A 25,953-nucleotide genomic window follows, 5' to 3' on the forward strand; every position below is an offset into this window, starting at 1 on the left:
TTTAAAGTTTCCAAATATCTTTTGCGTATTCAAGGATTGTCCTATCTGATGAAAAGTAGCCTGCATTTGCTATATTTTTTAAACTCTTTCTTGCCCATGTAAGTCTATCAGTATACTCCTTGTTTATTTTTTCGTGAGTTTTCTTATAGTCTTCAAAGTCTTTTAAGACAAAATAATTATCAGCCTTTTCTCCACCTTGTGGGTTTATTAAGGAGTTATAGATATCAAGGAACATATAAGAATCATTATCTTTTAATTCACCTGATAATAAAGCATCTACTGCATCTTTTATATCTTGATTTTTGTGATAGAATTCTTTTGGATTGTAGGAATTATAAATTTCATTTAATTCTTCTACCTTTGCTCCAAATAAATAATTATTTTCAACTCCTGCATTTTCAAATATTTCTATATTTGCTCCATCATAGGTTCCAAGTGTTAGGGCTCCGTTTAGCATGAATTTCATATTTCCTGTTCCTGAAGCTTCTTTTCCTGCTGTTGAAATTTGCTCAGAAATATCTGCTGCTGGGAAGAGTTTTTCACCGTAGCTTACCCTGTAGTTATTTACAAACACTACTTTTATTTTGTCATTTACATCTGGGTCATTGTTTACTACTCTTGCTATTTCGTTGGCAAGTTTTATTATTGCCTTTGCCCTAAAGTATCCTGGTGCTGCTTTTCCTCCAAGTATAAAGGTTGTTGGGTAAAAGTCCATGTCAGGATTATTTTTTAATTTATGGTATAAGCTTATTATATGAAGAAGATTTAAGTGTTGTCTTTTGTATTCGTGGATTCTTTTTATTTGAATATCAAAAATAGAATTTGGATCTATGCTTATTCCTTCATTTTCTAGGATATATTTTGCCAAATCTTTTTTGTTTTCATATTTTATTTGGTTTATTTCTTCTAGAGTTTTTTCATCGTCTAGGAATTTTTCAAGGCCTTTTAATTTTGTTAGGTCGTATTTCCAATCACCTGTTACCAATTTTTCTGTGATGAAATTTGATAGTCTAATATTTGAATAAACAAGCCACCTTCTTGGTGTTATTCCATTTGTTTTGTTGTTGAATTTTTCTGGCATTAATTTGTACCAATTGTTAAAGGTATCATCTTTTAGAATTTGTGTGTGAAGTTTTGCAACTCCATTTACAGACTTACTCATAACAATAGCAAGATTTGCCATTCTTACTTGGTCAAATCTAACAATCCTGTAAGGATCAATTGCTTCTTCTGATAGGCCTTTTTTCTTAAATTCTTTTACAACATTTTCGTTTAATTGTTCTATTATTTCTAAACATCTTGGGCAAACTTCAAGCATTATGTCTTTTGGCCATGTTTCTAGAGCTTCTTGTAAAACTGTGTGGTTTGTGAAGGCGAAGGTATTTTTTGTAATTTCTACTGCCTTATCAAAGTCAATTGAATTTTCATCTACCAAAACCCTTATTAGCTCAGGAATGGCTATAATTGGATGGGTATCATTTAATTGGATTACATGGTATTTTGAAAATTCTTCAAATTGTAGGTCATTTTGGAAATATTGCTTGTATTTTGCAACCATATCTTGGATTGAAGCTGAACAGAAGAAATATTGTTGTTTTAATCTTAAAACTTTTCCTTCTCTTTGCATATCATTTGGATATAAAACCCTAGTTATATCTTCAGCCCTATTTTTTTCCTCGACTGCCTTATCATATTGAAAATTATTAAAATATGAAAAATCAAATTCTTCAAATGGTTCTGCTTGCCATAATCTTAAAGTATTTACTTGTTCGTTTTCAAATCCTAACATTGGCATATCGTATGGAACTGCCTTTACTGTTTGGTCCCTAAATTTTACAATTTTTGAATCAGATTCTACTCTTATTGACCAGCCATCACCATCTTTTATCCAGTGGTCACCTTCTTCTACCTGAAAGCCGTTTTCAATTTTTTGTTTGAAAAGTCCTTCCCTATATCTTACTCCATAGCCATACATATCTAGCTTTTGGGTTGCTGCTGAGTCCATAAAGCAAGCTGCAAGTCTACCAAGCCCTCCATTTCCAAGGGCAGCATCATCTTCAAAATTTTCTATTGATTCAAAGTCTATATCAATTTCTTTTAAAATTTCCTTAACTTCATCATAAATACCAAGGTTTATAAGGTTATTTCCAAGAGATCTTCCTACCAAAAATTCTGCTGAGAAATAATAGGCCTTTCTTGATTTTCTGGTCCTATTTTTACAATTTCTCCATTCTTGGTTTATTAGTTCCATTATTGTATCGCAAAGGGCAAAGTACCTGTCCTTGTCTGAAGTATCCTTAAAGTTTTTCAGCGTTATTCTTTGCAAGTTTTCTATATAGCTTTCCATAAATTTATTTTTGTTCATATTATTCTCTCCTATATTTTTTCTTTAATATTAAAGTATTTTTAATATCTTAAGCCTTAAGCCACTATACTATCTCTTTCAAAATAAATAAAACCTGTATAGGTTCTTGCTTGATTTAAAAATTCTTTTAAAGAAATTTTATAGACCTCTCCCCAAGAAGAAAGGGTTAGAATATAGTCATCTTCTTTTTTATCTAATTGGGTAATTGTTACTCCGTGATGTTTCATTACATCAACAGACTTACTTAGCCAATTAAAAAATATTACAGGCAAATCTTTTGAAAGGGCCCCATTAATAAAATTTGCAATTTGATCCATTGAGTGTCTTTTTATTGGCAAATCTTCTAAAATGTGAGATTTAAGTCTTAGGTGGTAGGATTTTCTAATCCTATTTAGCTTAAAATCTAGCATTCTTGCTGTAGGAATCCCATATATTTTTGGCCTTAAAGTTTTAAAAAACCAATATTGGTAGTCATTAAATTCGTCATAAGAAAATTTCTCACCATCTTTAAAAAGATATAGGTAGGTGTTGGTAAAGGCTGTAACTACACAAGACCTATCCCTATAAAACTTTTTTACTCCCATATCTTTTAGCATATTTTGAAAACCACCAAAATATATTTTATTTTTCCTAAGAACTGGAACAAATTCTCCCTTTTTAGATCTTTTTAATTTCATCTAGTTTTCTTCCTTTTTGTAGTGGACTTTTTCTGCCAATTCTTTTATTTGATCTTTTGAGATTTCTTTTTCTTCTAATTTTTTATCCATTTTTTCATTCATTAGTGTGTATAAAATTGATGCTATAGGAATTGAAACAAGCATTCCTACAACTCCAAACAAACTTCCTCCAATGGCTATTGAAACTATTACCCAAATTGATGGAAGACCAATTGTTTTTCCAGCAAGGGCTGGATAAATTATTGATCCTTGAACTTGTTGGGCTATTAATAAAAATATTAAAAATACCAAGGATTGGAAGGGTGATTCTATAAAAATTAAAATCATCATAATAATTGTTGCAATCAAAGGACCAACATAAGGGATAAAGTCTGCTATTGCAACCATGATTGCTGCCATTGCTGCAAAGGGAATTTTTAAAATAAACATTCCAAGCAAAACTAAAAGTCCCAAAATCAAACTTGAAAGGGCCTTTGAATTTATATAAGAAGCGAATGTTGAATAAGATAGGCTTGCCACCTTATTTATTTCATCGGCTGTTTCTTTTTTAAAGATTGAATATATTGCCCTATTTGCCAAAATTTTCAAATCTTTTTTGCTTATTAAAACAAATACTGAAAATATCAGGCTAGTTGCTACAGTTACAAGGGTAGATGAAACTGAATTTATAATAGTTGTTGTCTTATCAAAAATATTTCCAGCCTCACCCATGAAGTAATCCCTAACTTGGACTAGTTTATGGTTCCAATCAACACTATATATATATTTTTGCACATCATCAGCAAATCTTTTTGTAATTTTATTTTTATTTAAAAGTTTTACAAAGTCATTTAAAAATACTGGGAACCTGTCAATCAAAGTAGTTACTGCTGATGAAATTCTTGGAATCAAGACATTTAAAAATATAGTAATACCAAGAATAAATAAAATCCATGATGTAATTAGTGAAAATACAGGGATTAATTTTTTGGTTTTTTCTGTTTTAAATACTTTTGAAAATACTTTCTTTTCAAAAAAATTCATTGGCAAATTAATAATAAAAGCCAACATAAATCCAATCAAAAAAGGTTGAATCACAGCTAAAAATACTGTAAGGGCATTAGTTACATTTTTTATATACCAAAATGTAAAAAATACCAAAATAGAAATAAGAATCACCCTTAATAATTGTGAATTCTTTTGGTCTAATTTTTTCATTAAAATATAACTCTCCTTATTTATCATTCTTATTCATTTTACCATAGATATTTTCTTTATTCTATAATATACGTGCTATAATAAGGATGAGGTGGATTATGAAAAAATGTTATATTTTTGCCGGTGGAGAATTTGACGGATTTTTTGACCAGGTAAAAAAAGGAGATTATATAATAGGAGCTGACAGGGGCTATACCTATATTGAAAAAATAGGCCTAAGGCCCCATATAATAATTGGTGATTTTGACTCAGCAAAAAAACCAGACTTTGAAAATAAAATTGTCCTAAAACCCGAAAAAGATGAAACCGACTTGTATGCTGCAATAAATATAGGAATAAAAAAAGGATATAAAGAAATAATAGTCTATGGGGCCTTGGGAGGAAGAATTTCCCATACCATAGCAAATATAAAAATCCTTGAAGACTTTAAGAAAAAAGGAATAGACATAGAGTTAAAAAATAAAAATCAAAGGCTATTTGTAATAGATAAAAATTTCATAGAAAAAAAACAAATAGAAAATACCTATGTCTCCCTTTTTGCCTTGACAGAAAAGGTCGAAAACTTATCTTTAATAAATTTAAAATACCAACTTAAAAATTACACTCTAGAAAATGACATGCACATAGGAGTATCAAATGAGCCTATTGGTAAAGAATTTAAAATTGAATTTGATAAGGGCATGGTTCTTGTAATTTATGAAAATAAAAACACATATAAATAAGGCAGGATTTTCTGCCTTAGACTGTCTACAAACCACCCACTAATTTCGAGCAGATAAACAACTGAAACGGACTTTGTTTATCTAGTAGAAATGAATAAAATTTTAGTTTGTCTACAGTTTAAAATATTTTGTTATATATTTTTTATTTATCTTAAAGTTTTTTATTTTTAAAAATTAATTCTTCGTTATGTTAGGGCGGAGGAAATGGGGGAGTTTCGATTCTCCCCCATTTTCCTCCCCCTAACAACCCCCACTTTTTCGCCCCCTTACAACCGACCATTGCATGGAGCTTTTCTTGTAAGAAGCTTCGCTTCTTTAAATCTTTTAAAATTATTTTCCAAATTTAATAAATTTAAATATATGACATAAAAATCAATTCATTTTATTTATACATTTATCATACAAATTAAGCGAGCGAATAAATCTAAAGAAATCTCTTCAATTCTTTCATAAGATAAATCGGGAAAAATAGTCTAGACTGTCGGTTGTTTAGCTGGTTGAAATGAGCGAAAATTTAGTTTGTCAACAGTATAATCTCAAACTTTTAGCTTGAGATTTTTATTTTTCTATATATTTTTCAATATTTAACCTTCCAACTATAACATCATCTCCATTTACCATAATTGGTCTTTTTAAAAGCATGCCATCTGATGCTAGAAGGTCTAATTTTTCATCTTCTGACATATCCTTTAATTTGTCTTTCAAATTTAATTTCCTATAAATTTGCCCAGAAGTATTAAAAAATTTCTTTATATCAAGGCCACTTTTTTCATAGAGATCTATTATTTGATCTTTTTCAGGTTTTTCTTCCTTTACATCTTGAAATTTATAAGAAATATTTCTCTCTTCTAAAAATTTCTCAGTTTTCTTGCAAGTTGAACAAGACTTATATCCAATTAATAAAACTTCCATTTTTTCTCCTTAAAAAAGAGATTGGAAAAACCAATCTCTTATCTTTATTATCTTCTATCTTTTTTATCGTCAGAGTCAGATTTTTTTGCCTTGTATTCTTCTCTTGTCATAACATCAACAACATCAACATTTACTGTTATAACATTAAGACCTGTCATCTCTTTTACATTTTCTCTGACAACTTTTTTGATTTGTTCAAATATTCTTGGAGCTGACTTTCCATATTCTAAGATAATTTGCATATTTACTTTTGCTTCTTTTTCTCCAACTTCTACATCAACTCCTGATGTATCTTGTTCTGTTGAAGATTGGAAAACTGATGATACAGAATCAAAAAAACTTGCTTTCATATCCAAAATTCCATCAACTCTGTTAACTGCAATTCTTGAAATTTTTGCAACAACCTTGTCAGCTATAGATAATTTTGAAACTTCTTGTTCGATTTCTGCGTCTTTTTCTAGACCTTTTTCGTATTCTTTGTCAAATGTTTTTTCTGTCATAATATACTCCCCTTTTTATTTATTGAAATTTTTTTAATAAGTTAATTACAAATCCTATTACTTTAGGATCTTTGTCAAGCCATCCGCCTAGGCAATAGCAAAATCCTAATACTATCCAGATACCAAGAGTTCTAAAAAATCCATAATCAAATAAAGATCCAATAGTTACAATTCCCAAGATTAGAGAAATTATCTTATACTTATTTTCTTCTTTAAATTTCTTACATTCTGCTTCTTTTCTCTCTTTAATATCTAATTTTCTCATCTCTACATCATAGGTGGATACTTGTTTTTCATTTTCTTGATTTTTTAAATCTAAATTTTCATTATTTTTATCCATCATTCCACCTACCTAATTTCTCTTTCTTGACTTTTTTGGGCCTTATTCAATTGAACATGTGCACTTACATTTTCTATTCCTGTAAGATTTTTTAAGGCAAATTCAATTTCTGCTTGAATTTTTCTACCTATATCCTCAAAATCTCTTTCACCAAAAATATCACATTTTACATTTGCATCTATATTATTGCCCTTAATTATCTTAACTTTTGAATCAGTAAGCTCTGCCCCATGGAATTTCTTCACAGCAGAATCTACTGTAGCATCTAATGAGTTTTTTGTTATAAAAATATCTCCAGTATTATCTTCAACTAAATATTCACGCTTATCATTTTGATTTGCAATGATATCTATTAAAAGAATAATAGCAAAAACAAGTACAGCAATAGCAACTCCTAGGAGTACATATCTGTAATTTTGTATTTCTAAATATGATAATAAATCATGACGAATTCCATCATCGACAAGAGATACTGTACCTAAAACAGCAGCTATTATTATCAATACTATTGTCATTAGAGACCATAAAAATTTTTTAAAACCTCCCATAAATCCTCCTTAATATTAATTTACCCACGCTTTATCTTTTGAAACAAAACTTTTTAATTTTCTTCCAATTCTAAGGATAGGTCAAGCCACATATCTTGTACTTTTTGTTTTCTATCCTCAAGGTTTTTTATCTTTTCAAAAGTTTTTATAACTTTTTCTTGGTCATCATAAAAACCTTCTTTTAGGCTTATTTCAGTTAATTGGTGGATTTTTGTATCAATAGTATTTGATTCTTTCTCTAATTTTTCAAGTTTTTCTTTTATTTTTCTTATCTCAAGTCTTTTTAATTTTTTCTTTTTTTCTTCTTTTTTAATTTGGGTTTGGGTCATAGATGATTTTTTCTCATCTTCCATGGACTCCTCTTTTATTTTTTCTACATAATAATCATAATTTCCCAAATATTCTTTCATATTATCCTTATGCATATCAAGAATCTTAACAGCAATTTTATTTAAAAAATACCTATCGTGGCTTATTACAAGAACTGTCCCCTCATATGCAATTAGAGCATCTTCTAAAGCTTCTTTTGAATCTATATCAAGATGATTTGTAGGCTCATCCATCAAAATAAAATTGCAATCTGAAAGCATAAGTTTTAAAAGAGAAATTCTTGCCCTTTGGCCTCCAGATAATTCATTTATCGGCTTATCTACTTCTTCTTGATAAAACATTATCTTTGCAAGGTATGATCTAATCTCAAAATTTGTAAGGTTAGGATAAGCTTCTCTTATCTCTTCAAACAAGGTGTTATCTGTGTTTAAGGATTTTTGTTCTTGGTCAAAATATCCAATTTTTACACTTGAACCAAGTTTTATCTGACCTTCATCTTTTCTTTCTTGGTTTAAAATTATTTTAAAAAGGGTGGTTTTTCCTACACCATTTTCTCCAATTATTGCCACCCTATCATTTCTATAAATATTAAAAGAAATATCTTCAAAAATTTCCTTATCATAGGATTTTTTTAGTTTATCAACACTTAATACATCAACTCCAGATATAATTCTTGGCGTAAATCTTATATTTATTGAATCATTAAGACTATCAGGTTTTTCTACCCTTTCCATCTTATCCAAAAGTTTTTGTCTTGATCTTGATTGGGAGATTCCTCTTTTTCTTTTTGAACCTCCAAGATTTTTAAGCCTATCAATTATCTCTTCTTGCCTTTTAATTTCTTTTTGTTGGGACTTATAAAGGTGGTTTTGAACCTTCAAATCTTTTTTTCTCTGCCTCATAAAGGAAGTATAGTCGCCATTATAAATTTTTAAGGATTCATTTTCTAATAAAAATATTTTTGATACAGTCGCATCAAGAAAATACCTATCGTGGCTAATTACTATAACTGATCCTTTAAAATTTTTGACAAAGTTTTCCAAAAAATTAATGGCCTTTATATCAAGATGGTTGGTTGGCTCATCTAACAAAATAAGGTCAGGCTTTTGCAATAAAAGACAGGCAAGTTCAACCCTTGCCTTTTGTCCTCCTGATAAAAGCGAAACTTCTTTTTGAAAATCTTCTTCCTCAAAACCCATACCTATAAGAACCCCTCTTATTTCTGACTTATAGGAATAGCCTTGTTTTTTTTCAAATTCCTCGCTTTTTTTTGCGTATTCTTTCATTATTTCGTCAAGCTTGTCTGGATTTTTTTCCTCACTCATCTTTACTTCCAAGTCCCTAATATTTTTTTCAAGACTTATTAGATCTTTAAAAACATCCAAACAATAATCATATATACTTTTATTTGACATAAGACCTAGTTGTTGTTTTAGGTATCCAAGACTTATATCGTTTGGTATATGTATATTTCCCTTATCTTTTGAAATTTCTCCTGTTAATATATTAAATAGTGTAGACTTTCCAGAACCGTTATTTCCTATTAGTCCAATCTTATCTCCCTTATTTATGGTAAAGGAGATGTTTGAAAATACATCTTTATTTGGGTAGGATTTTTCTAAATTTGATACTGAAGCTACAATCATAATTATCTAAAAAGCGAAATCTTCTGGTGAGTTGATAAAATATGTTAGGGTAAATAATGATTCATCTAGATGAACATTTTCTATCACAACATTATTTTTTGTTTTTAAATCAACTGGTGCGAAGTTCCAAATTCCTTTTATTCCTCCTTCACAAAGAATATCACATACTTCTTGGGCACCTTCTTTTGGTGTTGTGATTATTCCTATATCAATCTTATTTTCTTTTAAGTAATCTTTAAGCTTATCTATTGATAAAACCTCAAGTGTGTCTGTTGATACTTCTTCGTTGTTTTTATCAAAAACTGCCTTTACATTGTAGTCTAGACTTTTAAAGCCACTATATTGGTAAAGTGCATGGCCTATATTTCCGTAACCAATTATTACCATAGAATATTCTTTGTCTACACCAATAATTTTTGCAAGCTCATCCATTAACTCTCTTACATTATATCCGTATCCTTGTTGGCCAAAGCAACCATAGTGGTTTAGGTCTTGTCTGATTTGACTTGCTGTAAGTCCTGTGATTTGTGAAAGTTCTTTTGATGAAACTCTTACAATACCTTTTTCATTTATTGCTTCTAAATATCTATAATATTTTGGTAACCTTTTTATTACTGATAAAGAAACACTTAGCTCTTTTTTCATAAGATAAACCTCCCTTATTTTTTAATTTCTTCTTTATTTTTTATTCTTTTTATAAGGACTAAGTTTATAATATGTCCTACATAAATTATAATTAATCCACTATAAAAAATTTCTTGCCAATAATCTGTTATTCTCCCATCAACTGCTATGTATTTTGGTAAAAGTGGTGTGTAATTGCTTATCACAAGTAAGGCGTGAAAGCTTAACAAGGAAAAAACAACTACACTTATTAATGCTAAAAATATTGAATATCCCCTAGAATTTTTTTCCATCAATATATATAGGGGATAGGCTAGCATTATAACCCACGAAATAATAAAGGAAATATTCCATATATGATTTACTATTTGTGGGTTAATTTTGGTAAGTATTAGCATTAAATTTGATAATAAAACCACTAAAATTGTCAAAAGCAAAGAAGTTGAAAGAAATCTTTCAAATCTTTTTTTCATGATCCACCTTATTTACTATTTTTCTTAGCCTTGTATCTTAGATTATTATCTAAAATTCTTTTTCTAATTCTTAGCTTATGAGGGGTAATTTCTATAAGCTCATCTTCTTCTACAAATTCCATCATTTCTTCAACGCTCATAATTTTTGCAGGAGATAAAACCAAGGCCTCGTCAGCTGCTGATGCTCTGACATTGGTTTGTTTTTTCTTTTTGCAGACATTTACGTCAATGTCGATTCCTTTTGCGTTTGATCCAATAACTTCTCCTTCATATACTTCATCTTGAGGTTTTACAAAAAGTTGTCCTCTTGATTGGGCAGCATGAAGACCATAAGTTGTTGCAACTCCTGTTTCAAATGAAATAAGTGATCCTGCTTGTCTTTTTGCAATATCTCCCTTATATCTTTCATATGAATCAAATTCTGTATTTAAAATTCCAGTTCCTTTTGTATCAGTCAAAAATTCTTGCCTATAACCTATAAGTCCTCTTGCAGGAATTTTAAATATCATTCTTGTATATCCTGAAGAATTTGGAGCCATTTCTATAAGTTCTCCCTTACGAAGTCCTAATTTTTCTATAATTGCTCCAGTATATTCTTGGTCTACATCTATTGTTGCAAGTTCAATTGGTTCTAAGGTTTTTCCATTTTCATCTTTTTTAAACATAACTTCAGGCTTTGAAACTTGGAATTCATAACCTTCTCTTCTTAAGTTTTCGATTAATACTGAAAGATGAAGTTCTCCTCTTCCTGAAACCTTGAAGGCTTCTGTTGAATCTGTTGTTTCAACCCTAAGTGATACGTCTGTTTCTTTTTCTTTAAATAACCTATCTCTTAAGTGTCTACTTGTTACATAATCTCCATCACGTCCTGCAAATGGTGAATTATTTACAGAAAATGTCATTGAAAGGGTTGGTTCAGAAATTTTTGTAAATTCTATAGGATCCATATCACTTTCTGTACAAATTGTATCTCCTATATTTATATCTTCCATTCCTGATAGGGCAACAATTGAGCCAAAGGAAGCTTCTTCTACTTCACTTCTTTCAAGGCCTTCGAATTCATAAATTGTAACAATTTTTGATTTTACTTTTCTGTCTTTGTCATTGTAATTTACAATAATACAAGAATCATTTTTCTTGATTTTTCCACTTTCAACTTTTCCAATTGCAATTCTTCCAAGATAGTTATCATAATCTGTTGTTGAAACCAAAACCTTAAATGGACTATCTTCTTTAGCTTCAAAGGCTGGAGTATATTCTATTATTGTATCTAAAAGATCTGTCATATCTTCTTTTTCTTCACCAAATTCTAGACTTGCCCAACCTTGTTTTGCTGATGCAAAAACAAATGGGGAATCAAGATAGGATTCGTCAGCATCAAGTGAGATAAATAAGTCTAGGACTTCATCCATTACTTCCTCAACTCTTTGGTCTGGTCTATCAACCTTATTAATACAAATTATTGCTGGAAGATTTAATTCGATTGCCTTTCTTAAAACAAATTTTGTTTGAGGCATTGGTCCTTCGTGACTATCAACTACCAAAACAACAGCTTCGGCCATATTTAAAACTCTTTCAACTTCTCCACCAAAATCGGCATGGCCTGGGGTGTCTATTATATTTATTTTTATATCTTTATAATTAATGGCAGTATTTTTTGAAAGAATTGTAATTCCTCTTTCTTTTTCTATAGAGTTTGAATCCATAACTCTTTCATCAACTTTTTGATTTTCTCTAAAAATACCACTTGTCTTTAAAAGTCCATCAACCAAGGTTGTTTTCCCATGGTCTACATGGGCAATTATAGCTACATTTCTTATATCTTCACGTTTCATTAAATCACTTCTTTCTTATCTATTATAAACTATTTATTCATCAATTTATTATATCATATGTGATAAGATTATCAATAAATAACAAAAAAAATACTTGATAAAATAAAATTACCAAGTATTATATATACAATTTTATCTTCGAATTTCTTTTTACCAAGGCTATTATAATATTATCTTTAATTATTAAATCATCTGCTAGGCTGTAAACAAGTTTTATCCCCCTACCATGATCATTTAAACCATCATTTTCATAAAGATAATCAATTCCTTCTCCCTCATCTTTCACTTTTATTAGGCAACAATCATCATCCATGATAAAAGTTGTATCAATGATCTTATCATACTGACACCTGTTTCCATGTTCATAGGAATTTATTATAAGTTCGTCTAGGATTAATCTTATTTTAAAAATTAAATCCTCATCTATTTTTTTATTTTTTAAATTTAAAACAAGCTCGTCCCTAAATTTTTTTATTGCTTCAAGGTCTGTAGGCATTGTGTTTCTAATAAGTTCCATATTACCCCTCATCTCTTACTAATAGACTTATACCCAATAAAAAAATTTTTGTCAATTTTTTTGCTAGTTTTTAAAATTATTGATTTTTTTAATTTTGTAGTATAATGTTAATATAACGAAACGAAAGGAGAATATTATGAAATACGTATGTACAGCTTGTGGATATATCTATGATCCTGCAAATGGAGATCCAGATAACGGAATCGACGCAGGAACAGAATTCAATGATCTACCAGAAGATTGGGTTTGCCCAGTTTGCGGAGTAGGCAAAGATATGTTCGAAGAACAAGAATAAGATTTTTTTATGAGAGGCTTAAGCCTCTCTTTTTTGTAAATTCGTATTCATGATTTTTTTATGAAATATTTTTTGAAAAAACATAGTAAAAAAATTAAAATATCTATAAGCATTGGACTTTCTATTTTATTTTTTTATTTTTTATATAGATTATATGAATTAGGAATACTTACAAATTCAGATAAATTGTATGATTATATCGGTGCTTTTTCATATTTTGCTCCTTTAATATTTATAATTTTGAAAGTTTTAATAGGATTTGTTCCCTTTATTCCAACAACAATTTTTATAGTAATAGGTTTCGCTTTGTTTGGTCAAAAATTTGGCTTATTTTTAAATTACATAACAGGTCTTATGACTGCTGTTTTAAATTACACTTTGACAAGAATTTACGGTAAAAGATTTTTGAATTTCTTTTTACCCAAAAAAAGTATAAAAAAGTATGAAAGTGCTACAAGGCAAAGCACAAAAAGATTTAAAAAAGTTTTGTTTCTAACAAGTGCCATGCCTTTTGCTCCAGATAATGCACTTTCCATGGTGGCAGGTTTTAAAAAATTAAGATTTAAAGAATATATTAAAATAATGACTGTGGCAAAATTTATAGAAATTTTAATAATAGCCTACTTGATGTATCATTTAAAATTATTTTTAGCTTAAAAAAACTCCTAATTTTAAAATTAGGAGTTTTTATATGTTCATTGCATTTTTCCAAAAATATAAATATAGCGATGTGAATACACCCAAATTATTTTCATCTAACCAAGGTTTTCTTTTTCCACAAAAATGCAAAAAGCAAGTATTAGATATAATATAAGAGAGCTTATATTTTTTATCCTTCAATTTATAAGCTAAATACCTTCTTGCATCATAATTATATTTTATTTCATCAATTTTTATTATTTTATTTCTAAAAACAACATTCAAAAGATCTTGATCCGGCATTATTAGACCCAGTGATTTTGAATTTTCTACATAATTCAAAACTTCTTTTTCATATTTTTCGCTGTTTCTTGCAAGCTCTAAATTTATCATCAAAATTCCAGAATTAAAGTAATTTTCTATATCTTTATGGCCTGATGTTAAAGACAGTCTTGCTACATTTGCTGATTGAACAGTTGGAATAGTGTGAGTTGCTGCTGCAAAATAATTATCAGATAAATCCATATTGTAAAGTTCTTCACACGAATTTAAAACTAGTACATCAGGATCAAGGTATAAAATTCTATCTAAACTTTTTGGCAAGTATTTGTATGCCAAAAGTCTATAATACATTTCTTCTGTGTAATAGAAAGTTGTTTTTGCCTTTGAAAAAAGATCTTCAACCTTTATTGGATTTAATTTTCCTTTTCCTATACTTGCTTTTTCTACAAATTTTTCAATTTCTTTTATCTTTTCATCTCTAATATCTTTATGAATTAGATATATTTCAATTTGTATATCATTACTTTTAAATAATGAATATAGCATAGTTTTTAATGGATTTATATAATTCTCATCACAAGAAACTAATACGTTCATTAATTTTTCCTTTCTAATGAAGGTCTGTAGAGTAAAAGCCCTTACCTATTATTGATGAGGTATCTAAAACTGTTATAAAGCAACGTGGGTCAATTTCTCTTATATATTTTCTAAAAAGGGCTGCTTCATAATCATTAGTTACACACAAAAATACTGATTGGTCTTTTTTGTAATATAGGCCTGTACCGTCAATTACAGTTGCTGACCTATTTAATTTGTCTCTAATAAATACACTGATTTCTTCTTGTTTGGACGTAATTATCAAAAATAATTTTGCCGTGTTAAAGGATGCAATAAATTGATTTACTACAAGTCCTTTCATCAAAAGTCCAAGGCATGATAAAAGTCCGATTTCTGCACCGAACATTTTTATTGACATCAAGGTTAAAATAGAATCTCCAATCAATAGAGATTTGCCAATATTTAAATTGGTGTATTTATTTATAATCATGGCGATTATATCGGTTCCTCCACTGGATGCAGATAGATTAAATAAAATTGAAGAGCCAAGGGCAGGGATTAATACTGCACAAAATAATTCTAAAAGTTTATTATCTGTAAATGGCGTTGTGTGGGGCATAATTTTACTTAATAAAAGGGCTGTTAAGGAATTTAGTATGGATACGTAGCCTGTTTTTATTACAAAGTTTTTCCCCAAAATAAAATACGCCAAGACTAATAAAGAAAGATTTAAAACCAAGGTTATAAAGGCTGGTGTTAGAGGAAGGCTATTGGAAAGCAGTATGGATGCCCCCTCTACTCCACCTATTACAAAATGGTTAGGATATTTGAAAAAATGTGTACCATTTGCCATCAAAATTGATGCAAAACTCATCAAGAAAAACTTCTTTCTTGGACTTAAAGGTTCGTGGGCAAATTTATCTTTTTTCCTATCTTTCCTTAAAATTTTTATAGCAGCATTTCTTTCAAGAATATGTTTTAATTTTTCTTTTTCAGAAAAATTACTTTCACCTATATTTTCGTTCATTTTTACTAATTTTTTAATCCTCCAAGTTTATAAAAAAAAAGCCTCTCGGCTTCTTTTTAATCATTTGAATAATTATCAAAATACCCTTGTATAAGAACAACAGGAGTTCCCTTATCACCAGAACCTGATGTTAAATCACAAAGTGATCCTAAAAGGTCTGTAATTTGTCTAGGTGTTGTTCCTAAAGTTTCATTTGTACCTTTTAAGTCATCTTTTTTGTGAGAAATTCTTTCTCTCATTTTTTCGGTTCTTTCATCAATTGATAAGTCTTTTAATTCGGTATCAGCTATATATTTGATTTTTAATTCGTTTGGTGTTCCAGAAAGTCCCTTTGTATATGCTGGGGATACAACTGGATCTGCAAGCTCCCAAATTTTTCCAACTGGGTCTTTGAAAGCTCCATCGCCGTAAATCATTACTTCAATTTCTTTATTGTATTTTTCAATAAGTCTTTTTTGAAGCTCATCTACGAAAACTTGGCCGTCTCTTGGGAATAATTTTACTACATCGTCTGTAGAAAGATTTGATCCAAGTAAACCATAATCTTCGTTATAACCTGATCCATCAACTGATTGTGTCATTATTTCATCTAGTCCGTAAACTTCTTCGGCACCAGATTTTTCAAGAAGTTTTTTAGTTAAGTCTCTTGTATGAATTTGGCAAACTAAAACACTTTTTGTAAATTTAAGCACATCTTTTGGATTGTTGAAAAAATGTACCTCACTGTTTTTTGCCATTTCCTTGTAAAGAGAAATATAGTCAACTCCAGTAAATTCGTGTTTGTAATCTCCTGCAAGTTTTCTAAATTCTTCTTCTGATAAGATATCTGAATAAGGATTTACATCACTTTCAAATAAGTCCATCCTATCCATAATATAATTTCCTACTTCATCTTGTGGATAAGATAAACAGATGTGAAGTTTTTTACCACTTAAAGCGAAAGCTTTTAACATAATTGAAAATCTGTTTCTACTTAAAATTGGGAATAATATTGCTATTTCATCTGCTTTGAATTTGTTATTGATGTCTTTAGCAATTTGTTCACAAGTTGCGTAGTTTCCTTGAGCTCTTGCTACAAGTGATTCTGTAACACAAACTACATCCTTATCCTTTAATTCGATATTCTTTGATTCAACAGCCTTGTTTACGCTATCAAATACTATATCTACTAAGTTATCTCCTGTCTCAATAATAGGTGTCCTAACACCCATTGATACTGTTCCTATTAATCTATCCATACATGCTCCTTCCTCAGGTATTATACAATAAATTTTTTTAAAAATAAAGATAAAATTTAATTTTTTTTTAAGATTTTACCTTTTGTTTTGTCTTGCATTTTGGGCATTTTACCATAATTTTTCCTTTGCCCTTAGGAATACGTAATTCTTGTCCACAGGATTTACACTTAATATACTTATATTTTTTATCTCCAAATATTTTCCTCTTAATTTTTCTATATTTTTTTTGAATTGGATTTAAAAATTTTAATTTAAAAATATAATTTTCACTGTTTCTTTTAATCTCATTTGTTGAAATAGTCCTAAATATGGCATAAAAAACAATAATTAAGGGTAGGGCTTGTAAAAAATCAATTTTTAAAAAATAATTTAATAGCATAAGTCCTATGGCAAACCATACTAGTCCTATTGATAGTTCATCTATTCCATGTCTTTTTTTCAAAATTAAACACCTTCTACTAATTCTTTCATTATTTTTGATATATCTCCCTTTAAAAGATAGTCTGCTTTATTATCTTTTGGGGTAGGATCTCTATTTATGACAACAAGTTTTTTGCCCCTATAAAAATCTATAAGTCCTGCTGCTGGATATACAACTAAACTTGTTCCTCCAACTATCAAAACATCAGCCTGACTAATTAAATTTACTGCGTAGTTTATATTATCATTATTTAAACTTTCTCCATACAAAACTATATCAGGTCTAACCACTGATCCACACTTATCGCATGTGACTAAGTTATTAAATTTTTTTACATAAGAAAGATCAAAATTTTTCCCACAAGATGTACAGTAATAATCTCTCAAATTTCCGTGTAGCTCAATAACATTTTTACTTCCTGCTTCTTGGTGGAGAGAGTCTATATTTTGGGTAATTATCCCCTTTAACTTTCCCATTTTTTCAAGTTTTGTTAGGGCATAGTGGCAATCATTTGGTTTTATTCCTTCAATCATCAAATTTTCTTTTGCATATTCCATAAATTTGTCAGGGTGGTTTACGAAAAATTCATGGCTTAGCATATATTCTGGTGAATATGAAGAATTATTTTCCCTATTATAAAGCCCTGTTGCAGACCTAAAATCGGGAACTCCAGATGCAGTTGATACTCCTGCTCCACCAAAAAATACAATATTTTTTGACTCTTTTATTATTTTTTTGACATCATTAATTTTATTATCCATAAGATCTCCTTACTATGACTATACCCTACTTGTGTTTTTTAAACTTATTGTCAATGCTTGCCCCAAAAAAGGCTCCGAGAACTGCACAAATAACTGCAACCATTTCTTTGTTTGGAAAATTATAGGCATTATTTAAAATAATAGAAATTATAACCCCTCCTATTATTCCTATATACATATTTTTGTTCATATAAACCTCACGATAAATCTAGATCTTTTCTTAGTATTTTTGCATTTATCCTAAATAAGATAAGCGTAACTATTATATAATAGGAAAAACTTGTTAAATTTATATAGAAAGCGCCCTTATATTTTATATAGGCATAAATAAAAGCCATATAATTATAATTTTTTAAGAGCATTTTGTTATTTAAGAATAGAAAATTTTTATTTACAAAAAATCCCATAGCTAATATCAAAACCATAATTATAAAAATTAAGATAGCAGAAGTTTTTCTTCTTAGCATAAACCTATCCATTTGCATGTACAAAAATATTAGAAGAGATATTATATTTACTAAAATCATTATAAAAATTAATGATAAGAGGGATTTTAAATTCATATAAATTCCTACTACATAAAATAAGAACACTGACAAAAATACCAAAAGCCAAAAGAATATATTTATCACCAAAAGTTTTGCACTTATAAATTCTTTAGCACTTATAGGCAAGGAAAATGTTAATATTGACCTATTTGTGTAAAGGTCCTTGTAAAAAGAATTTATTATAAAATAGGAAATTGTAAGTATAAATACAACAACTACTATTATTTCTATTGAATTTATGGCAGAATTTATCTCAAGTGATTGGGAAATGGCCCCAAGGGTTTTTATTGATAGTAAGGATATTAATAGGATCACAAATGTTGCAACTGTTGAAATAAAAAATTTCATATTTGATTTTACATCATATTTTAAATACTTTCTCATAAAATCTCCTAAAAATCTATCTTTTCTTCTATCAAAAATACATTATAAAAAAATGTAAGTGCTATTATTAAAACCGAAAAGATTAACATCCAAATATTTATCCCAATAATTTTTCCATCTAGGCCATTATAAAGCATTGATATATCTATCCCATTTATATTTATAAGCCTTTGAATAGAGAAATTTTTAAAGCTTAGTACTACCGGGCTTATTTGGTAAATATTTCTTAAAAGCCAGACTACAATTGTAAATAATACAATAGATAAGACTACTGTTACAAAGGAATAATATCTTTTAAAAATTTGAACTTTTGAAAGGGTCATGCCCAAAGTTAATAAAAGATAGGCTATTGAATAATAAATTCCACTGACTACCACATAAGCTAGAAGACTTGAGGGAAAAATATTTACAAGTCCTTTGGAAATTTCTAAAATATTTGCCCCAAAGATCAAGGATCCTACAAAAATTAAAAGACTTAAAAATCCCACCAAGACACTTGCCAAAAATTTTGCAAAAATAATCCTTGCCACAGAAACATTTATGGTAAAAGTTATATAGGATGACTTATCAAAAATATCTCTTTTAAACCTAACCGTAAAAAATATAAGGCAAATTGATAAAATTATAAGAGCCAAGGCAAGAAGGAGGATAAAAAATGAAAAATTTTTATTTTCCATATCAAAGCTATTAAATTTATAAAAAACTCCAGTAATAGCTACTGAAATTATTGACAAAAGTGCCATAAGCAGAAAAAATCCCCTAGACCTTTTTAATTCATACTTTAAAAACTTAATCATATTACAAAAATTTCCTTATACAAATCTACCATTTGTTTTTTATACTTATCCCTTAAATCTTCAGCATCTTCTTCCATAAGAATTTGCCCTCTTTGGATAAAGGCTGCCCTGTCAAAAAGATTTTCTAAATCTCCAATTTGGTGGGTTGTAATAATTATTGTCCTACCAATATCTACAGTTTTTATAATTGCAGATAAAATCATATCTTTAGCAATTGGGTCTACCCCTTCAATCGGCTCATCCAAAATATATAATTTTGTATCACGAGATAGGGTAAGGGCCAAAAGAAGTCTCTCCTTCATCCCCTTTGACAATTTATCAGAATATCCTTCTTTTGGAATTTTCATAAATTCAAAAAGTTCCTTGCAAACTCTCATATTAAAATCATCATAAAAATCCTTGTAAAGATTTACAGTATCTTCAATTGTTAAATTATCATAAAGATGATAAGCATCAGGAAGGTAAGAGATGATTTTTTTAGTATCGACTCCAACTTTTTTACCATCAATTAAAATCTCCCCATCATTTGGCTTAATAAGGCCCATAATACATTTTAAAAGGGTAGTTTTACCAGAACCATTTGGACCCATAAGGCCCAAAATCTTTCCCTTTTCAAGTTTTAAATTTATTCCATCAAGCACATTTTTTTTGCCATAGGTTTTTTTCAAATTTTTAATCTCTAAAATATTATCCATTAGCACTCATCCTCAAACTTACAAAATCATAAACACCTTCATTGGAAATTCCAATAGAATTCATATTTTTTAAAAAATCATTCAAGTATCCATTAGCAAATTCTACAATGAGGGCATTTTTTTTGCTTTCATCTATTTTCATATAATAGTAATCACTTTTTGCCTCAATCAAATCTTCATCCAAAAGCCTTTGGTAAGTCTTATCAACATAAGAAGGATTTACCCTAAACTTATTGATTAGAAATTCTTTTTCATAAAACTTATCTCCGTCTTTTAGAAAATCATTTATAATATTTTTGGCAACAAAGTTTCTAATTTCATTATTTACAGACCTATCTTCCATATTCTCTCCTTTCCTTTACTATATTAAGCTATGATAGAAAATCAATTTCTATGCCAAAAGAAAGGCTAGCTTTCATAAAACAAGACAGAAATTTTTCTCCATAATCACTTAAATTCTCATAAATAATAGGGTAATTTTCAATAACAATTTTTTCATCAACCATAGAAAGGCAGTCAAAAAGACCATCGAGATTATCCACTTCATATTCAAAATCAATTTTTTCATTCAAATAAGAAAAAGCCTCATCCCTTGACTTAAATTCAAATCCATCCAAACAAATCATCTAATTCTCCTTAGTAAAAGTTTTATAGTGGTCATTGGTATAAAAAATATTAAAATCCTCATCATAAATCAACCTTTCACCACCACGTCTTCCACCAAAATAATTTACATCACATTCCTTGTAATTAGCCTCTAGCAAATTTTTTTCAAAATTTCCAAAATAATCTCCACCAATTACTCCCTTATCAGTAACTTCCCACAAATTTCCTTTACTTGGAATCCAACCAAGTTTTTTGGCTTCTTTTTTTGTAAGATAATTTTTGGGAAGTTTTTTATAGGATTTAATATAAGAAACTACATCATCTTTTTTATAATAAGCCTTATCTTCTAAAATATTTTTTGATTCAATATTTTCATTAGAATTAATATTTCCATGCTTTACACATCCTGTGAAGGTAAAAATAAGAAAAAAACTTAAAATAAATTTATAAAAAAAATTTCTAATTTTCATTTAAAATCTCCTTTGCTATAATTATATCAGAAAGGATAAAAATATGAATGTTTTAATATCAAGATGTCTTTTGGGAATAAATTGCCGTTATGATGGAAAAAATAACGAAATTAAAAATTTAAAAGAAAAATTTCCCCAAATAAATTTTATAGATGTGTGTCCAGAGGTTGATTCAGGAATGCCAACACCAAGAAAGCCTTGTGAGCTAAAAAATTCAAAAGTTATAAACATTGACGGGGAAGATTTTACAAAAGAATTTGAAAAGGGAAGTCAAATAGCCCTTGATCTTTGTAAAAAACATAAGATAAAAGTCGCCTTATTAAAGGCAAAATCCCCATCTTGTGGGAAAGATTTAATATATGATGGGACTTTTTCTAAAAAATTAAAAAAATCTGATGGAATTACTTGCCAAGTCCTAAAGAAAAATGGTATAATTGTTTTCAGTGAGAAAGAAATCGAAGATTTTTATTCTTACCTATCAGCTAAATAAGCAAATCTTACAAAATTTTAAAAATTTTCAAAAAAAAATTTGACAAAAGATTTTAAAGCTGGTATATTATATATTGTCGTTAGGACATCGGGGTGTGGCGCAGCTTGGTAGCGCGCGTGGTTTGGGACCATGAGGCCGAAGGTTCGAATCCTTTCACCCCGACCATTTTTTTGCAAGCTAAAGCTTGCTTTTTTAGTTGTAATACGTAAATTTTCCCTTTTAAAATTGCACCGAGTGGTGCTTTTTTTATACTCATTTTTAAAAAATTGAATTTTAATAAAATATTAAATTAATAAATCCTTTAGTAATTAACGGAAAACAAAAATAACCCATCTCGACCTTGTGGAGAGATCTCATTTATTGACTTTATCTTAATTTTCATCTATGAGTCCTCTTTTTATTCTGTGATTGAGATGGGATTTATATTTTTTATATTCTTTTTTATATATCTTCTGTCAAATAAGGCTTACCACTTGCCTTTGGTGCTTTTGATTTTTTATTAAATAAAATCAAGAAAAGTAAAATTGAAATATATGGGATCATTGAAATAAATTCCATTGGTAAATGAATGGATGTTCCTGTAAGATAGGTTGCTATAGCTTGGGTCAAACCAAAAAATAATGATCCTACCAAAACTCCTTGTGGTTTCCAGTTTCCAAATATTACACATACAAGGGCAATATATCCTTGTCCTGCAATTAGGGTTGGTGAAAATACACTTACAACTGCAAGTGACATAGAAGCTCCTCCAAGTCCTCCCATAAATCCTGAAAACATGACTGCAAGATACCTAATTTTTCTTACAGAAATATCTAAAGTTTCTGCTGCCTTTGGGTGCTCCCCAACTGCAATTAATCTTAGCCCCCATTTTGTTTTATACAAAAATACATAAAGTAAGATTACAGAAATTAAGGCAAGATAAACTGTAGCATATTGGGAGAAAATATTTTTTAATCCTTGATTTTTAATTAAGCCATCAAAAAGTCTTGGAATTTTATTTTCTAGAGGAATTGATGGAGTTTGGGTTGCCCCATCAAAAAATAATCTTGCCAAAAAAAGTGCCAAACCTGGGGCAAGGGTATTTATAGCAATACCAGAAATTGTTTGGTCTCCTGCAAAAGTTACTGAAACTATAGCATGAATCAAACCAAAAAACATTCCTGCAAGGCCTCCTGCTAAAAATCCAAGCCAGGGATTTCCCACATAATAACCAACCGTTGCTGCAACAAGAGCACCGATTGTCATCATTCCTTCAAGTCCAATATTTACAACACCTGATTTTTCACTCATCATTCCACCAAGGCCAGTAAATAATACTGGTGTAGCATTTGAAAGTGTATTTCCAATTATCAATCCTAAAACTGTCAAATTAAGCATTATTCCCTGCCTTTCTATTTTTATTTATCCTAGCCCTTATTATTTTAAATATTAAAGGAATAGCTGTAAATAAAATTATTGTTCCTATAATTATCGAAATTAATTCGCTTGGAACTCCCATAGTTCTTTGTAAATTAGATCCGGCATATTTTAAAGATCCTAAAAATAAACCAGAGAAAATACATCCTATAGGATTGTTTGAAGCTAAAAGTGAAACTGCAAGTCCATCAAATCCAAAATTTTCCATAGCTGATAAAAGTGGAAGTGAATAAGTGTATCCCATAATTTGAGTAACACCTGCAAGTGAGCACAAAGCTCCCGAAATTGCCATTGATTGGACTATTTTTTTGTTGGCATCAATTCCACCATATTCACTAGCTTCCCTATTTAAACCTACAGCCTTTAATTTATAACCTAGACTTGTTTTTTCAAGTATAAACCAAATAATAAGAACACTAATAATTGCAAGAATTATTCCTAAATGAATTGGTGCCCTAAAAAATTTCCCAAAAAATCCATCAAATCTTTGGCCAGCATTTGTAAAAAGAGTTACTTTTGCTGAATCTTTTATATCAAAAGTTCCCATAGAATTTGGTTTTTGGTAGCGATAAACAACAAAATTTTGTAAATAAAAGGCTACCCAGTTAAGCATGATTGTTGAAATAACTTCATGAATTCCAAATTTCGCCTTTATAAATCCAGCAAGTCCTCCATAAATAAAACCTGCCAAGATTGCAATAATTATTGTAAGAATAACATGGATTATAGGAGGAAGATTTAATAAATAACCTAGCAAAAATCCTACTGTTGTTCCAATTATAAATTGTCCCTCAGCTCCCATATTAAAAAGACCTGTTTGGAAGGCAAAGCATACCCCAAGACCTGTAAGAATTATTGGTGTTGAATTTACAAGGGCCCAGCCAATATTTCTTGGAGATTTAAAAACTCCCTCTATTAATTTCCCATAGGCTTCGATTGGATTATAACCTGCAAGAAAAAGTACAAGGGCCCCAACTAAAAGTCCCAAAATTATTGATACAAGAGTAAATAATAATTTTGAATTTGCAAATGATTTTTTCTTATTCATGATCTCCTCCTGCCATCAATCTTCCTACCTCGTATTCATCAGTTTGTTTTGGATCAAGCTCTCCCACTATTTTTCCATCATAGATTACACAAATCCTATCGGATAAATCCATGACTTCATCTAATTGGAAACTTACCAACAAAACTGCCTTTCCTTGGTTTCTAAGTTCAACCAAATATTGGTGGATAAATTCAATCGCCCCAACATCAAGCCCCCTTGTAGGTTGGGCTGCTATCAAAAGATCGGGATTGTTTGTAATCTCTCTTGCAATAATAACTTTTTGTTGGTTTCCACCAGAAAGGCTTCCTGCTTTTTCATTCATATCATTTGGTCTAATATCGAATTTTTCTATCAAAGAATTAGCATTTTCTTCTATTTTTTTGAAATCTAAAATTCCATTTTTTGAAAAATCTTTCTCCAAATTTTCTAAAATCAAATTATCCTTTATAGGATATTCCAAAACAAGACCTCTTTTTTGCCTATCTTCTGGAATTTGGTTCATCCCGAGGTCAATTATATTTCTAGGATTTTTATTTGTTATATCCTCACCTTTTAATGTAACTTTTCCTTTTTGAGATTTTCTCATTCCAGAAATGGCATCAATCAATTCTGTTTGACCATTTCCATCAACTCCAGCAATTCCTAAAATTTCTCCCTTTTTAATGGAAAGGTTAAGACCTTTTACCTTGTCAACTCCCCTATTATCTTTGACCCAAAGATCTTCAATTTTAAAAATCTCATCTCCAAGTTCTATTTTTTCTTTTTTAACATTAAAACTTACATCACGGCCTACCATTTTTTCGGCAAGCTCAGCCTCACTTACATCCTTTACTACAAGTTTATCAATAAACTCTCCCCTTCTTATAACTGTGCAAGTGTCAGCCATAGCCTTTATTTCTTTTAGTTTATGGGTAATTATTATAACTGATTTTCCAAGCTCAGTTAATTTATTTACTATTTCTATAAATTCGTTTATTTCTTGAGGGGTTAAAACTGCTGTCGGCTCATCAAAAATTAAAATATCTGCTCCGTGATAAAGGGCTTTTAATATTTCAACTCTTTGTTGTTGACCTACAGAAATATCTGAAACCTTACTATCAGGATCTATCAGAAGTCCATATTCTTTACTTAATTTTTCAACTTCATCCCTTGCTTTTTTCCTATCAATAATAACTTTTTTTCCTTCATAACCTAAAATTATATTTTCAGTTACGCTAAAGGGTTCCACCAGCATAAAATGTTGGTGGACCATACCTATCCCCAAACTTATTGCCTTTTTGGGTGAATTATTTATTATTTTTTCGCCCTTTATATAAATTTCCCCGTCAGATTGGTCAAACATTCCATATAAGATATTCATTAAAGTAGTTTTTCCGGCTCCATTTTCTCCAAGTAGAGCATGGACTTCACATTTGTGAAGGTCAAAATCTACCCCCTTCAAAACTTTTTTGTCTCCAAAACTTTTATGAATATTTTTCAATGAAACTATAGGGCTTTCATTTAAATACTTATCCATATAACCTCACTATTAATTTAGAATACTCTAAACATTTACCTTTTAAAAAAAAGAGTAGTTTATCTTCCTACTCTTT

At 29.5% G+C, this 25,953-nt stretch carries 31 protein-coding genes and 1 tRNA gene; 5 read left to right on the forward strand and 27 right to left on the reverse strand.

Annotation, left to right across the window (positions count from 1 at the left end; translation table 11 throughout):
* Window position 1: 1 nt before the first annotated feature.
* Genes CJ192_RS08575 through CJ192_RS08585 form a run of 3 tightly spaced genes read right to left on the reverse strand, consistent with a single transcriptional unit; the run spans window position 2 to window position 4,239 of the window.
* Window positions 2–2,365 (reverse strand): glycogen/starch/alpha-glucan phosphorylase, encoded by a 2,364-nt coding sequence (locus CJ192_RS08575; RefSeq protein WP_102198477.1) that lies wholly within the window; start codon window positions 2,363–2,365, stop codon window positions 2–4.
* 56 nt (window positions 2,366–2,421) lie between these two features.
* Window positions 2,422–3,042 carry a hypothetical protein gene (locus CJ192_RS08580; protein WP_102198478.1) on the reverse strand — a complete coding sequence of 207 codons (621 nt, stop codon included), beginning with the start codon at window positions 3,040–3,042 and terminating at the stop codon, window positions 2,422–2,424.
* Window positions 3,043–4,239, reverse strand: coding sequence for an AI-2E family transporter (locus CJ192_RS08585; RefSeq protein ID WP_102198479.1), 1,197 nt, complete (start codon window positions 4,237–4,239; stop codon window positions 3,043–3,045).
* A gap of 98 nt (window positions 4,240–4,337) precedes the next feature.
* Here CJ192_RS08585 and CJ192_RS08590 point away from each other — a divergent pair, with 98 nt between their 5' ends.
* A complete protein-coding gene (locus tag CJ192_RS08590; RefSeq protein WP_102198480.1) occupies window positions 4,338–4,961 on the forward strand; it encodes a thiamine diphosphokinase in 624 nt (207 codons plus the stop codon).
* A 558-nt stretch (window positions 4,962–5,519) separates the two neighbouring features.
* Here CJ192_RS08590 and CJ192_RS08595 read toward each other — a convergent pair.
* From CJ192_RS08595 to CJ192_RS08635, 9 genes are all read right to left on the reverse strand, one after another.
* On the reverse strand, window positions 5,520–5,873 hold the full coding sequence (locus CJ192_RS08595) for a Spx/MgsR family RNA polymerase-binding regulatory protein (protein WP_102198481.1): 354 nt from the start codon (window positions 5,871–5,873) through the stop codon (window positions 5,520–5,522).
* 47 nt (window positions 5,874–5,920) lie between these two features.
* Window positions 5,921–6,373: an Asp23/Gls24 family envelope stress response protein gene (locus CJ192_RS08600; protein WP_004816953.1), complete on the reverse strand. Its 453-nt coding sequence runs from the start codon at window positions 6,371–6,373 to the stop codon at window positions 5,921–5,923.
* 19 nt (window positions 6,374–6,392) lie between these two features.
* Window positions 6,393–6,713: a DUF2273 domain-containing protein gene (locus CJ192_RS08605; RefSeq protein ID WP_004816965.1), complete on the reverse strand. Its 321-nt coding sequence runs from the start codon at window positions 6,711–6,713 to the stop codon at window positions 6,393–6,395.
* Window positions 6,714–6,721: 8 nt separating this feature from the next.
* Window positions 6,722–7,261 (reverse strand): alkaline shock response membrane anchor protein AmaP, encoded by a 540-nt coding sequence (amaP, locus tag CJ192_RS08610; RefSeq protein WP_004816998.1) that lies wholly within the window; start codon window positions 7,259–7,261, stop codon window positions 6,722–6,724.
* 53 nt (window positions 7,262–7,314) lie between these two features.
* A complete protein-coding gene (gene abc-f / locus CJ192_RS08615; RefSeq protein ID WP_102198482.1) occupies window positions 7,315–9,237 on the reverse strand; it encodes a ribosomal protection-like ABC-F family protein in 1,923 nt (640 codons plus the stop codon).
* Window positions 9,238–9,243: 6 nt separating this feature from the next.
* Complete coding sequence (locus CJ192_RS08620) at window positions 9,244–9,882, reverse strand: redox-sensing transcriptional repressor Rex (RefSeq protein WP_004817007.1); 639 nt, start codon at window positions 9,880–9,882, stop codon at window positions 9,244–9,246.
* A 14-nt stretch (window positions 9,883–9,896) separates the two neighbouring features.
* On the reverse strand, window positions 9,897–10,334 hold the full coding sequence (locus CJ192_RS08625; RefSeq protein ID WP_102198483.1) for a hypothetical protein: 438 nt from the start codon (window positions 10,332–10,334) through the stop codon (window positions 9,897–9,899).
* A gap of 8 nt (window positions 10,335–10,342) precedes the next feature.
* A complete protein-coding gene (gene typA / locus CJ192_RS08630) occupies window positions 10,343–12,169 on the reverse strand; it encodes a translational GTPase TypA (RefSeq protein ID WP_004814305.1) in 1,827 nt (608 codons plus the stop codon).
* 118 nt (window positions 12,170–12,287) lie between these two features.
* Window positions 12,288–12,686 (reverse strand): ATP-binding protein, encoded by a 399-nt coding sequence (locus tag CJ192_RS08635; protein WP_004817033.1) that lies wholly within the window; start codon window positions 12,684–12,686, stop codon window positions 12,288–12,290.
* 136 nt (window positions 12,687–12,822) lie between these two features.
* On the opposite strand from CJ192_RS08635, the gene rd reads away from it, so the two are divergent.
* Window positions 12,823–12,981 (forward strand): rubredoxin, encoded by a 159-nt coding sequence (gene rd / locus CJ192_RS08640; RefSeq protein ID WP_004816986.1) that lies wholly within the window; start codon window positions 12,823–12,825, stop codon window positions 12,979–12,981.
* 60 nt (window positions 12,982–13,041) lie between these two features.
* Window positions 13,042–13,638 carry a TVP38/TMEM64 family protein gene (locus CJ192_RS08645; protein ID WP_102198484.1) on the forward strand — a complete coding sequence of 199 codons (597 nt, stop codon included), beginning with the start codon at window positions 13,042–13,044 and terminating at the stop codon, window positions 13,636–13,638.
* 30 nt (window positions 13,639–13,668) lie between these two features.
* On the opposite strand, the gene CJ192_RS08650 is transcribed toward CJ192_RS08645, so the two are convergent.
* The 12 genes from CJ192_RS08650 to CJ192_RS08700 form a co-directional block, all read right to left on the reverse strand.
* Window positions 13,669–14,499 carry a glycosyltransferase family 8 protein gene (locus tag CJ192_RS08650; protein ID WP_102198485.1) on the reverse strand — a complete coding sequence of 277 codons (831 nt, stop codon included), beginning with the start codon at window positions 14,497–14,499 and terminating at the stop codon, window positions 13,669–13,671.
* Window positions 14,500–14,512: 13 nt separating this feature from the next.
* Entirely contained in the window at window positions 14,513–15,487 is a 975-nt protein-coding gene (locus CJ192_RS08655) for a YitT family protein (protein ID WP_004816900.1), read from the reverse strand.
* Window positions 15,488–15,543: 56 nt separating this feature from the next.
* Window positions 15,544–16,725: a coenzyme F420-0:L-glutamate ligase gene (locus tag CJ192_RS08660; protein WP_004816978.1), complete on the reverse strand. Its 1,182-nt coding sequence runs from the start codon at window positions 16,723–16,725 to the stop codon at window positions 15,544–15,546.
* 67 nt (window positions 16,726–16,792) lie between these two features.
* Window positions 16,793–17,167 carry a hypothetical protein gene (locus CJ192_RS08665; RefSeq protein ID WP_004814312.1) on the reverse strand — a complete coding sequence of 125 codons (375 nt, stop codon included), beginning with the start codon at window positions 17,165–17,167 and terminating at the stop codon, window positions 16,793–16,795.
* A 2-nt stretch (window positions 17,168–17,169) separates the two neighbouring features.
* Entirely contained in the window at window positions 17,170–17,907 is a 738-nt protein-coding gene (locus CJ192_RS08670; RefSeq protein WP_102198486.1) for an NAD-dependent protein deacylase, read from the reverse strand.
* A gap of 25 nt (window positions 17,908–17,932) precedes the next feature.
* On the reverse strand, window positions 17,933–18,097 hold the full coding sequence (locus CJ192_RS09320; RefSeq protein ID WP_004814314.1) for a hypothetical protein: 165 nt from the start codon (window positions 18,095–18,097) through the stop codon (window positions 17,933–17,935).
* A gap of 7 nt (window positions 18,098–18,104) precedes the next feature.
* Window positions 18,105–18,839: an ABC transporter permease gene (locus CJ192_RS08675; protein ID WP_102198487.1), complete on the reverse strand. Its 735-nt coding sequence runs from the start codon at window positions 18,837–18,839 to the stop codon at window positions 18,105–18,107.
* A gap of 8 nt (window positions 18,840–18,847) precedes the next feature.
* The gene (locus CJ192_RS08680; protein WP_102198488.1) at window positions 18,848–19,636 is read right to left on the reverse strand and encodes an ABC transporter permease; all 789 of its coding nucleotides are present in this window, start codon (window positions 19,634–19,636) and stop codon (window positions 18,848–18,850) included.
* Window positions 19,633–20,331: an ABC transporter ATP-binding protein gene (locus CJ192_RS08685; RefSeq protein WP_004814317.1), complete on the reverse strand. Its 699-nt coding sequence runs from the start codon at window positions 20,329–20,331 to the stop codon at window positions 19,633–19,635. The genes CJ192_RS08680 and CJ192_RS08685 overlap by 4 nt, the downstream gene beginning before the upstream one ends.
* A complete protein-coding gene (locus CJ192_RS08690; RefSeq protein ID WP_102198489.1) occupies window positions 20,324–20,674 on the reverse strand; it encodes a hypothetical protein in 351 nt (116 codons plus the stop codon). The genes CJ192_RS08685 and CJ192_RS08690 overlap by 8 nt, the downstream gene beginning before the upstream one ends.
* Before the next feature lie 28 nt (window positions 20,675–20,702).
* Complete coding sequence (locus CJ192_RS08695) at window positions 20,703–20,957, reverse strand: barstar family protein (RefSeq protein ID WP_102198490.1); 255 nt, start codon at window positions 20,955–20,957, stop codon at window positions 20,703–20,705.
* Window positions 20,958–21,407, reverse strand: a complete 450-nt coding sequence (locus CJ192_RS08700; RefSeq protein ID WP_102198491.1) for a ribonuclease domain-containing protein — start codon at window positions 21,405–21,407, stop codon at window positions 20,958–20,960.
* A gap of 43 nt (window positions 21,408–21,450) precedes the next feature.
* Between CJ192_RS08700 and CJ192_RS08705 the strand changes: the two genes are divergently transcribed.
* Entirely contained in the window at window positions 21,451–21,897 is a 447-nt protein-coding gene (locus CJ192_RS08705; RefSeq protein WP_102198492.1) for a 2-thiouracil desulfurase family protein, read from the forward strand.
* Between the two features lie 88 nt (window positions 21,898–21,985).
* A tRNA-Pro gene (locus tag CJ192_RS08710) sits at window positions 21,986–22,062 on the forward strand.
* Window positions 22,063–22,338: 276 nt separating this feature from the next.
* On the opposite strand, the gene CJ192_RS08715 is transcribed toward CJ192_RS08710, so the two are convergent.
* The 3 genes from CJ192_RS08715 to CJ192_RS08725 are packed head-to-tail and all read right to left on the reverse strand — an operon-like array spanning window position 22,339 to window position 25,877.
* Window positions 22,339–23,274 (reverse strand): ABC transporter permease, encoded by a 936-nt coding sequence (locus CJ192_RS08715; protein ID WP_102198493.1) that lies wholly within the window; start codon window positions 23,272–23,274, stop codon window positions 22,339–22,341.
* A complete protein-coding gene (locus tag CJ192_RS08720; RefSeq protein ID WP_102198494.1) occupies window positions 23,267–24,361 on the reverse strand; it encodes an ABC transporter permease in 1,095 nt (364 codons plus the stop codon). The genes CJ192_RS08715 and CJ192_RS08720 overlap by 8 nt, the downstream gene beginning before the upstream one ends.
* Window positions 24,354–25,877, reverse strand: a complete 1,524-nt coding sequence (locus CJ192_RS08725) for an ABC transporter ATP-binding protein (RefSeq protein ID WP_102198495.1) — start codon at window positions 25,875–25,877, stop codon at window positions 24,354–24,356. The genes CJ192_RS08720 and CJ192_RS08725 overlap by 8 nt, the downstream gene beginning before the upstream one ends.
* Window positions 25,878–25,953: the final 76 nt, after the last annotated feature.

This window comes from Anaerococcus hydrogenalis (assembly GCF_002871895.1).
Taxonomy (GTDB): domain Bacteria; phylum Bacillota; class Clostridia; order Tissierellales; family Peptoniphilaceae; genus Anaerococcus; species Anaerococcus hydrogenalis.

What these genes read in the sequence shown, in the direction of transcription:
- CJ192_RS08580 (WP_102198478.1), bottom strand. Translation starts at nt 3,042, where the DNA reads ATGAAATTAAAAAGATCTAAAAAGGGAGAATTTGTTCCAGTTCTTAGG.
- CJ192_RS08655 (WP_004816900.1), bottom strand. Translation starts at nt 15,487, where the DNA reads ATGAACGAAAATATAGGTGAAAGTAATTTTTCTGAAAAAGAAAAATTA.
- CJ192_RS08600 (WP_004816953.1), bottom strand. Translation starts at nt 6,373, where the DNA reads ATGACAGAAAAAACATTTGACAAAGAATACGAAAAAGGTCTAGAAAAA.
- CJ192_RS08635 (WP_004817033.1), bottom strand. Translation starts at nt 12,686, where the DNA reads ATGGAACTTATTAGAAACACAATGCCTACAGACCTTGAAGCAATAAAA.
- CJ192_RS08725 (WP_102198495.1), bottom strand. Translation starts at nt 25,877, where the DNA reads ATGGATAAGTATTTAAATGAAAGCCCTATAGTTTCATTGAAAAATATT.
- CJ192_RS08620 (WP_004817007.1), bottom strand. Translation starts at nt 9,882, where the DNA reads ATGAAAAAAGAGCTAAGTGTTTCTTTATCAGTAATAAAAAGGTTACCA.
- CJ192_RS08660 (WP_004816978.1), bottom strand. Translation starts at nt 16,725, where the DNA reads ATGGATAGATTAATAGGAACAGTATCAATGGGTGTTAGGACACCTATT.
- CJ192_RS08690 (WP_102198489.1), bottom strand. Translation starts at nt 20,674, where the DNA reads ATGGAAGATAGGTCTGTAAATAATGAAATTAGAAACTTTGTTGCCAAA.
- CJ192_RS08650 (WP_102198485.1), bottom strand. Translation starts at nt 14,499, where the DNA reads ATGAACGTATTAGTTTCTTGTGATGAGAATTATATAAATCCATTAAAA.
- CJ192_RS08720 (WP_102198494.1), bottom strand. Translation starts at nt 24,361, where the DNA reads ATGAATAAGAAAAAATCATTTGCAAATTCAAAATTATTATTTACTCTT.
- CJ192_RS08680 (WP_102198488.1), bottom strand. Translation starts at nt 19,636, where the DNA reads ATGATTAAGTTTTTAAAGTATGAATTAAAAAGGTCTAGGGGATTTTTT.
- CJ192_RS08645 (WP_102198484.1), top strand. Translation starts at nt 13,042, where the DNA reads ATGAAATATTTTTTGAAAAAACATAGTAAAAAAATTAAAATATCTATA.
- CJ192_RS08590 (WP_102198480.1), top strand. Translation starts at nt 4,338, where the DNA reads ATGAAAAAATGTTATATTTTTGCCGGTGGAGAATTTGACGGATTTTTT.
- CJ192_RS08575 (WP_102198477.1), bottom strand. Translation starts at nt 2,365, where the DNA reads ATGAACAAAAATAAATTTATGGAAAGCTATATAGAAAACTTGCAAAGA.
- rd (WP_004816986.1), top strand. Translation starts at nt 12,823, where the DNA reads ATGAAATACGTATGTACAGCTTGTGGATATATCTATGATCCTGCAAAT.
- CJ192_RS08675 (WP_102198487.1), bottom strand. Translation starts at nt 18,839, where the DNA reads ATGAGAAAGTATTTAAAATATGATGTAAAATCAAATATGAAATTTTTT.
- CJ192_RS08670 (WP_102198486.1), bottom strand. Translation starts at nt 17,907, where the DNA reads ATGGATAATAAAATTAATGATGTCAAAAAAATAATAAAAGAGTCAAAA.
- CJ192_RS09320 (WP_004814314.1), bottom strand. Translation starts at nt 18,097, where the DNA reads ATGAACAAAAATATGTATATAGGAATAATAGGAGGGGTTATAATTTCT.
- CJ192_RS08700 (WP_102198491.1), bottom strand. Translation starts at nt 21,407, where the DNA reads ATGAAAATTAGAAATTTTTTTTATAAATTTATTTTAAGTTTTTTTCTT.
- typA (WP_004814305.1), bottom strand. Translation starts at nt 12,169, where the DNA reads ATGAAACGTGAAGATATAAGAAATGTAGCTATAATTGCCCATGTAGAC.
- amaP (WP_004816998.1), bottom strand. Translation starts at nt 7,261, where the DNA reads ATGGGAGGTTTTAAAAAATTTTTATGGTCTCTAATGACAATAGTATTG.
- CJ192_RS08585 (WP_102198479.1), bottom strand. Translation starts at nt 4,239, where the DNA reads ATGAAAAAATTAGACCAAAAGAATTCACAATTATTAAGGGTGATTCTT.
- CJ192_RS08605 (WP_004816965.1), bottom strand. Translation starts at nt 6,713, where the DNA reads ATGGATAAAAATAATGAAAATTTAGATTTAAAAAATCAAGAAAATGAA.
- CJ192_RS08715 (WP_102198493.1), bottom strand. Translation starts at nt 23,274, where the DNA reads ATGCTTAATTTGACAGTTTTAGGATTGATAATTGGAAATACACTTTCA.
- CJ192_RS08705 (WP_102198492.1), top strand. Translation starts at nt 21,451, where the DNA reads ATGAATGTTTTAATATCAAGATGTCTTTTGGGAATAAATTGCCGTTAT.
- abc-f (WP_102198482.1), bottom strand. Translation starts at nt 9,237, where the DNA reads ATGATTGTAGCTTCAGTATCAAATTTAGAAAAATCCTACCCAAATAAA.
- CJ192_RS08595 (WP_102198481.1), bottom strand. Translation starts at nt 5,873, where the DNA reads ATGGAAGTTTTATTAATTGGATATAAGTCTTGTTCAACTTGCAAGAAA.
- CJ192_RS08695 (WP_102198490.1), bottom strand. Translation starts at nt 20,957, where the DNA reads ATGATTTGTTTGGATGGATTTGAATTTAAGTCAAGGGATGAGGCTTTT.
- CJ192_RS08685 (WP_004814317.1), bottom strand. Translation starts at nt 20,331, where the DNA reads ATGGATAATATTTTAGAGATTAAAAATTTGAAAAAAACCTATGGCAAA.
- CJ192_RS08625 (WP_102198483.1), bottom strand. Translation starts at nt 10,334, where the DNA reads ATGAAAAAAAGATTTGAAAGATTTCTTTCAACTTCTTTGCTTTTGACA.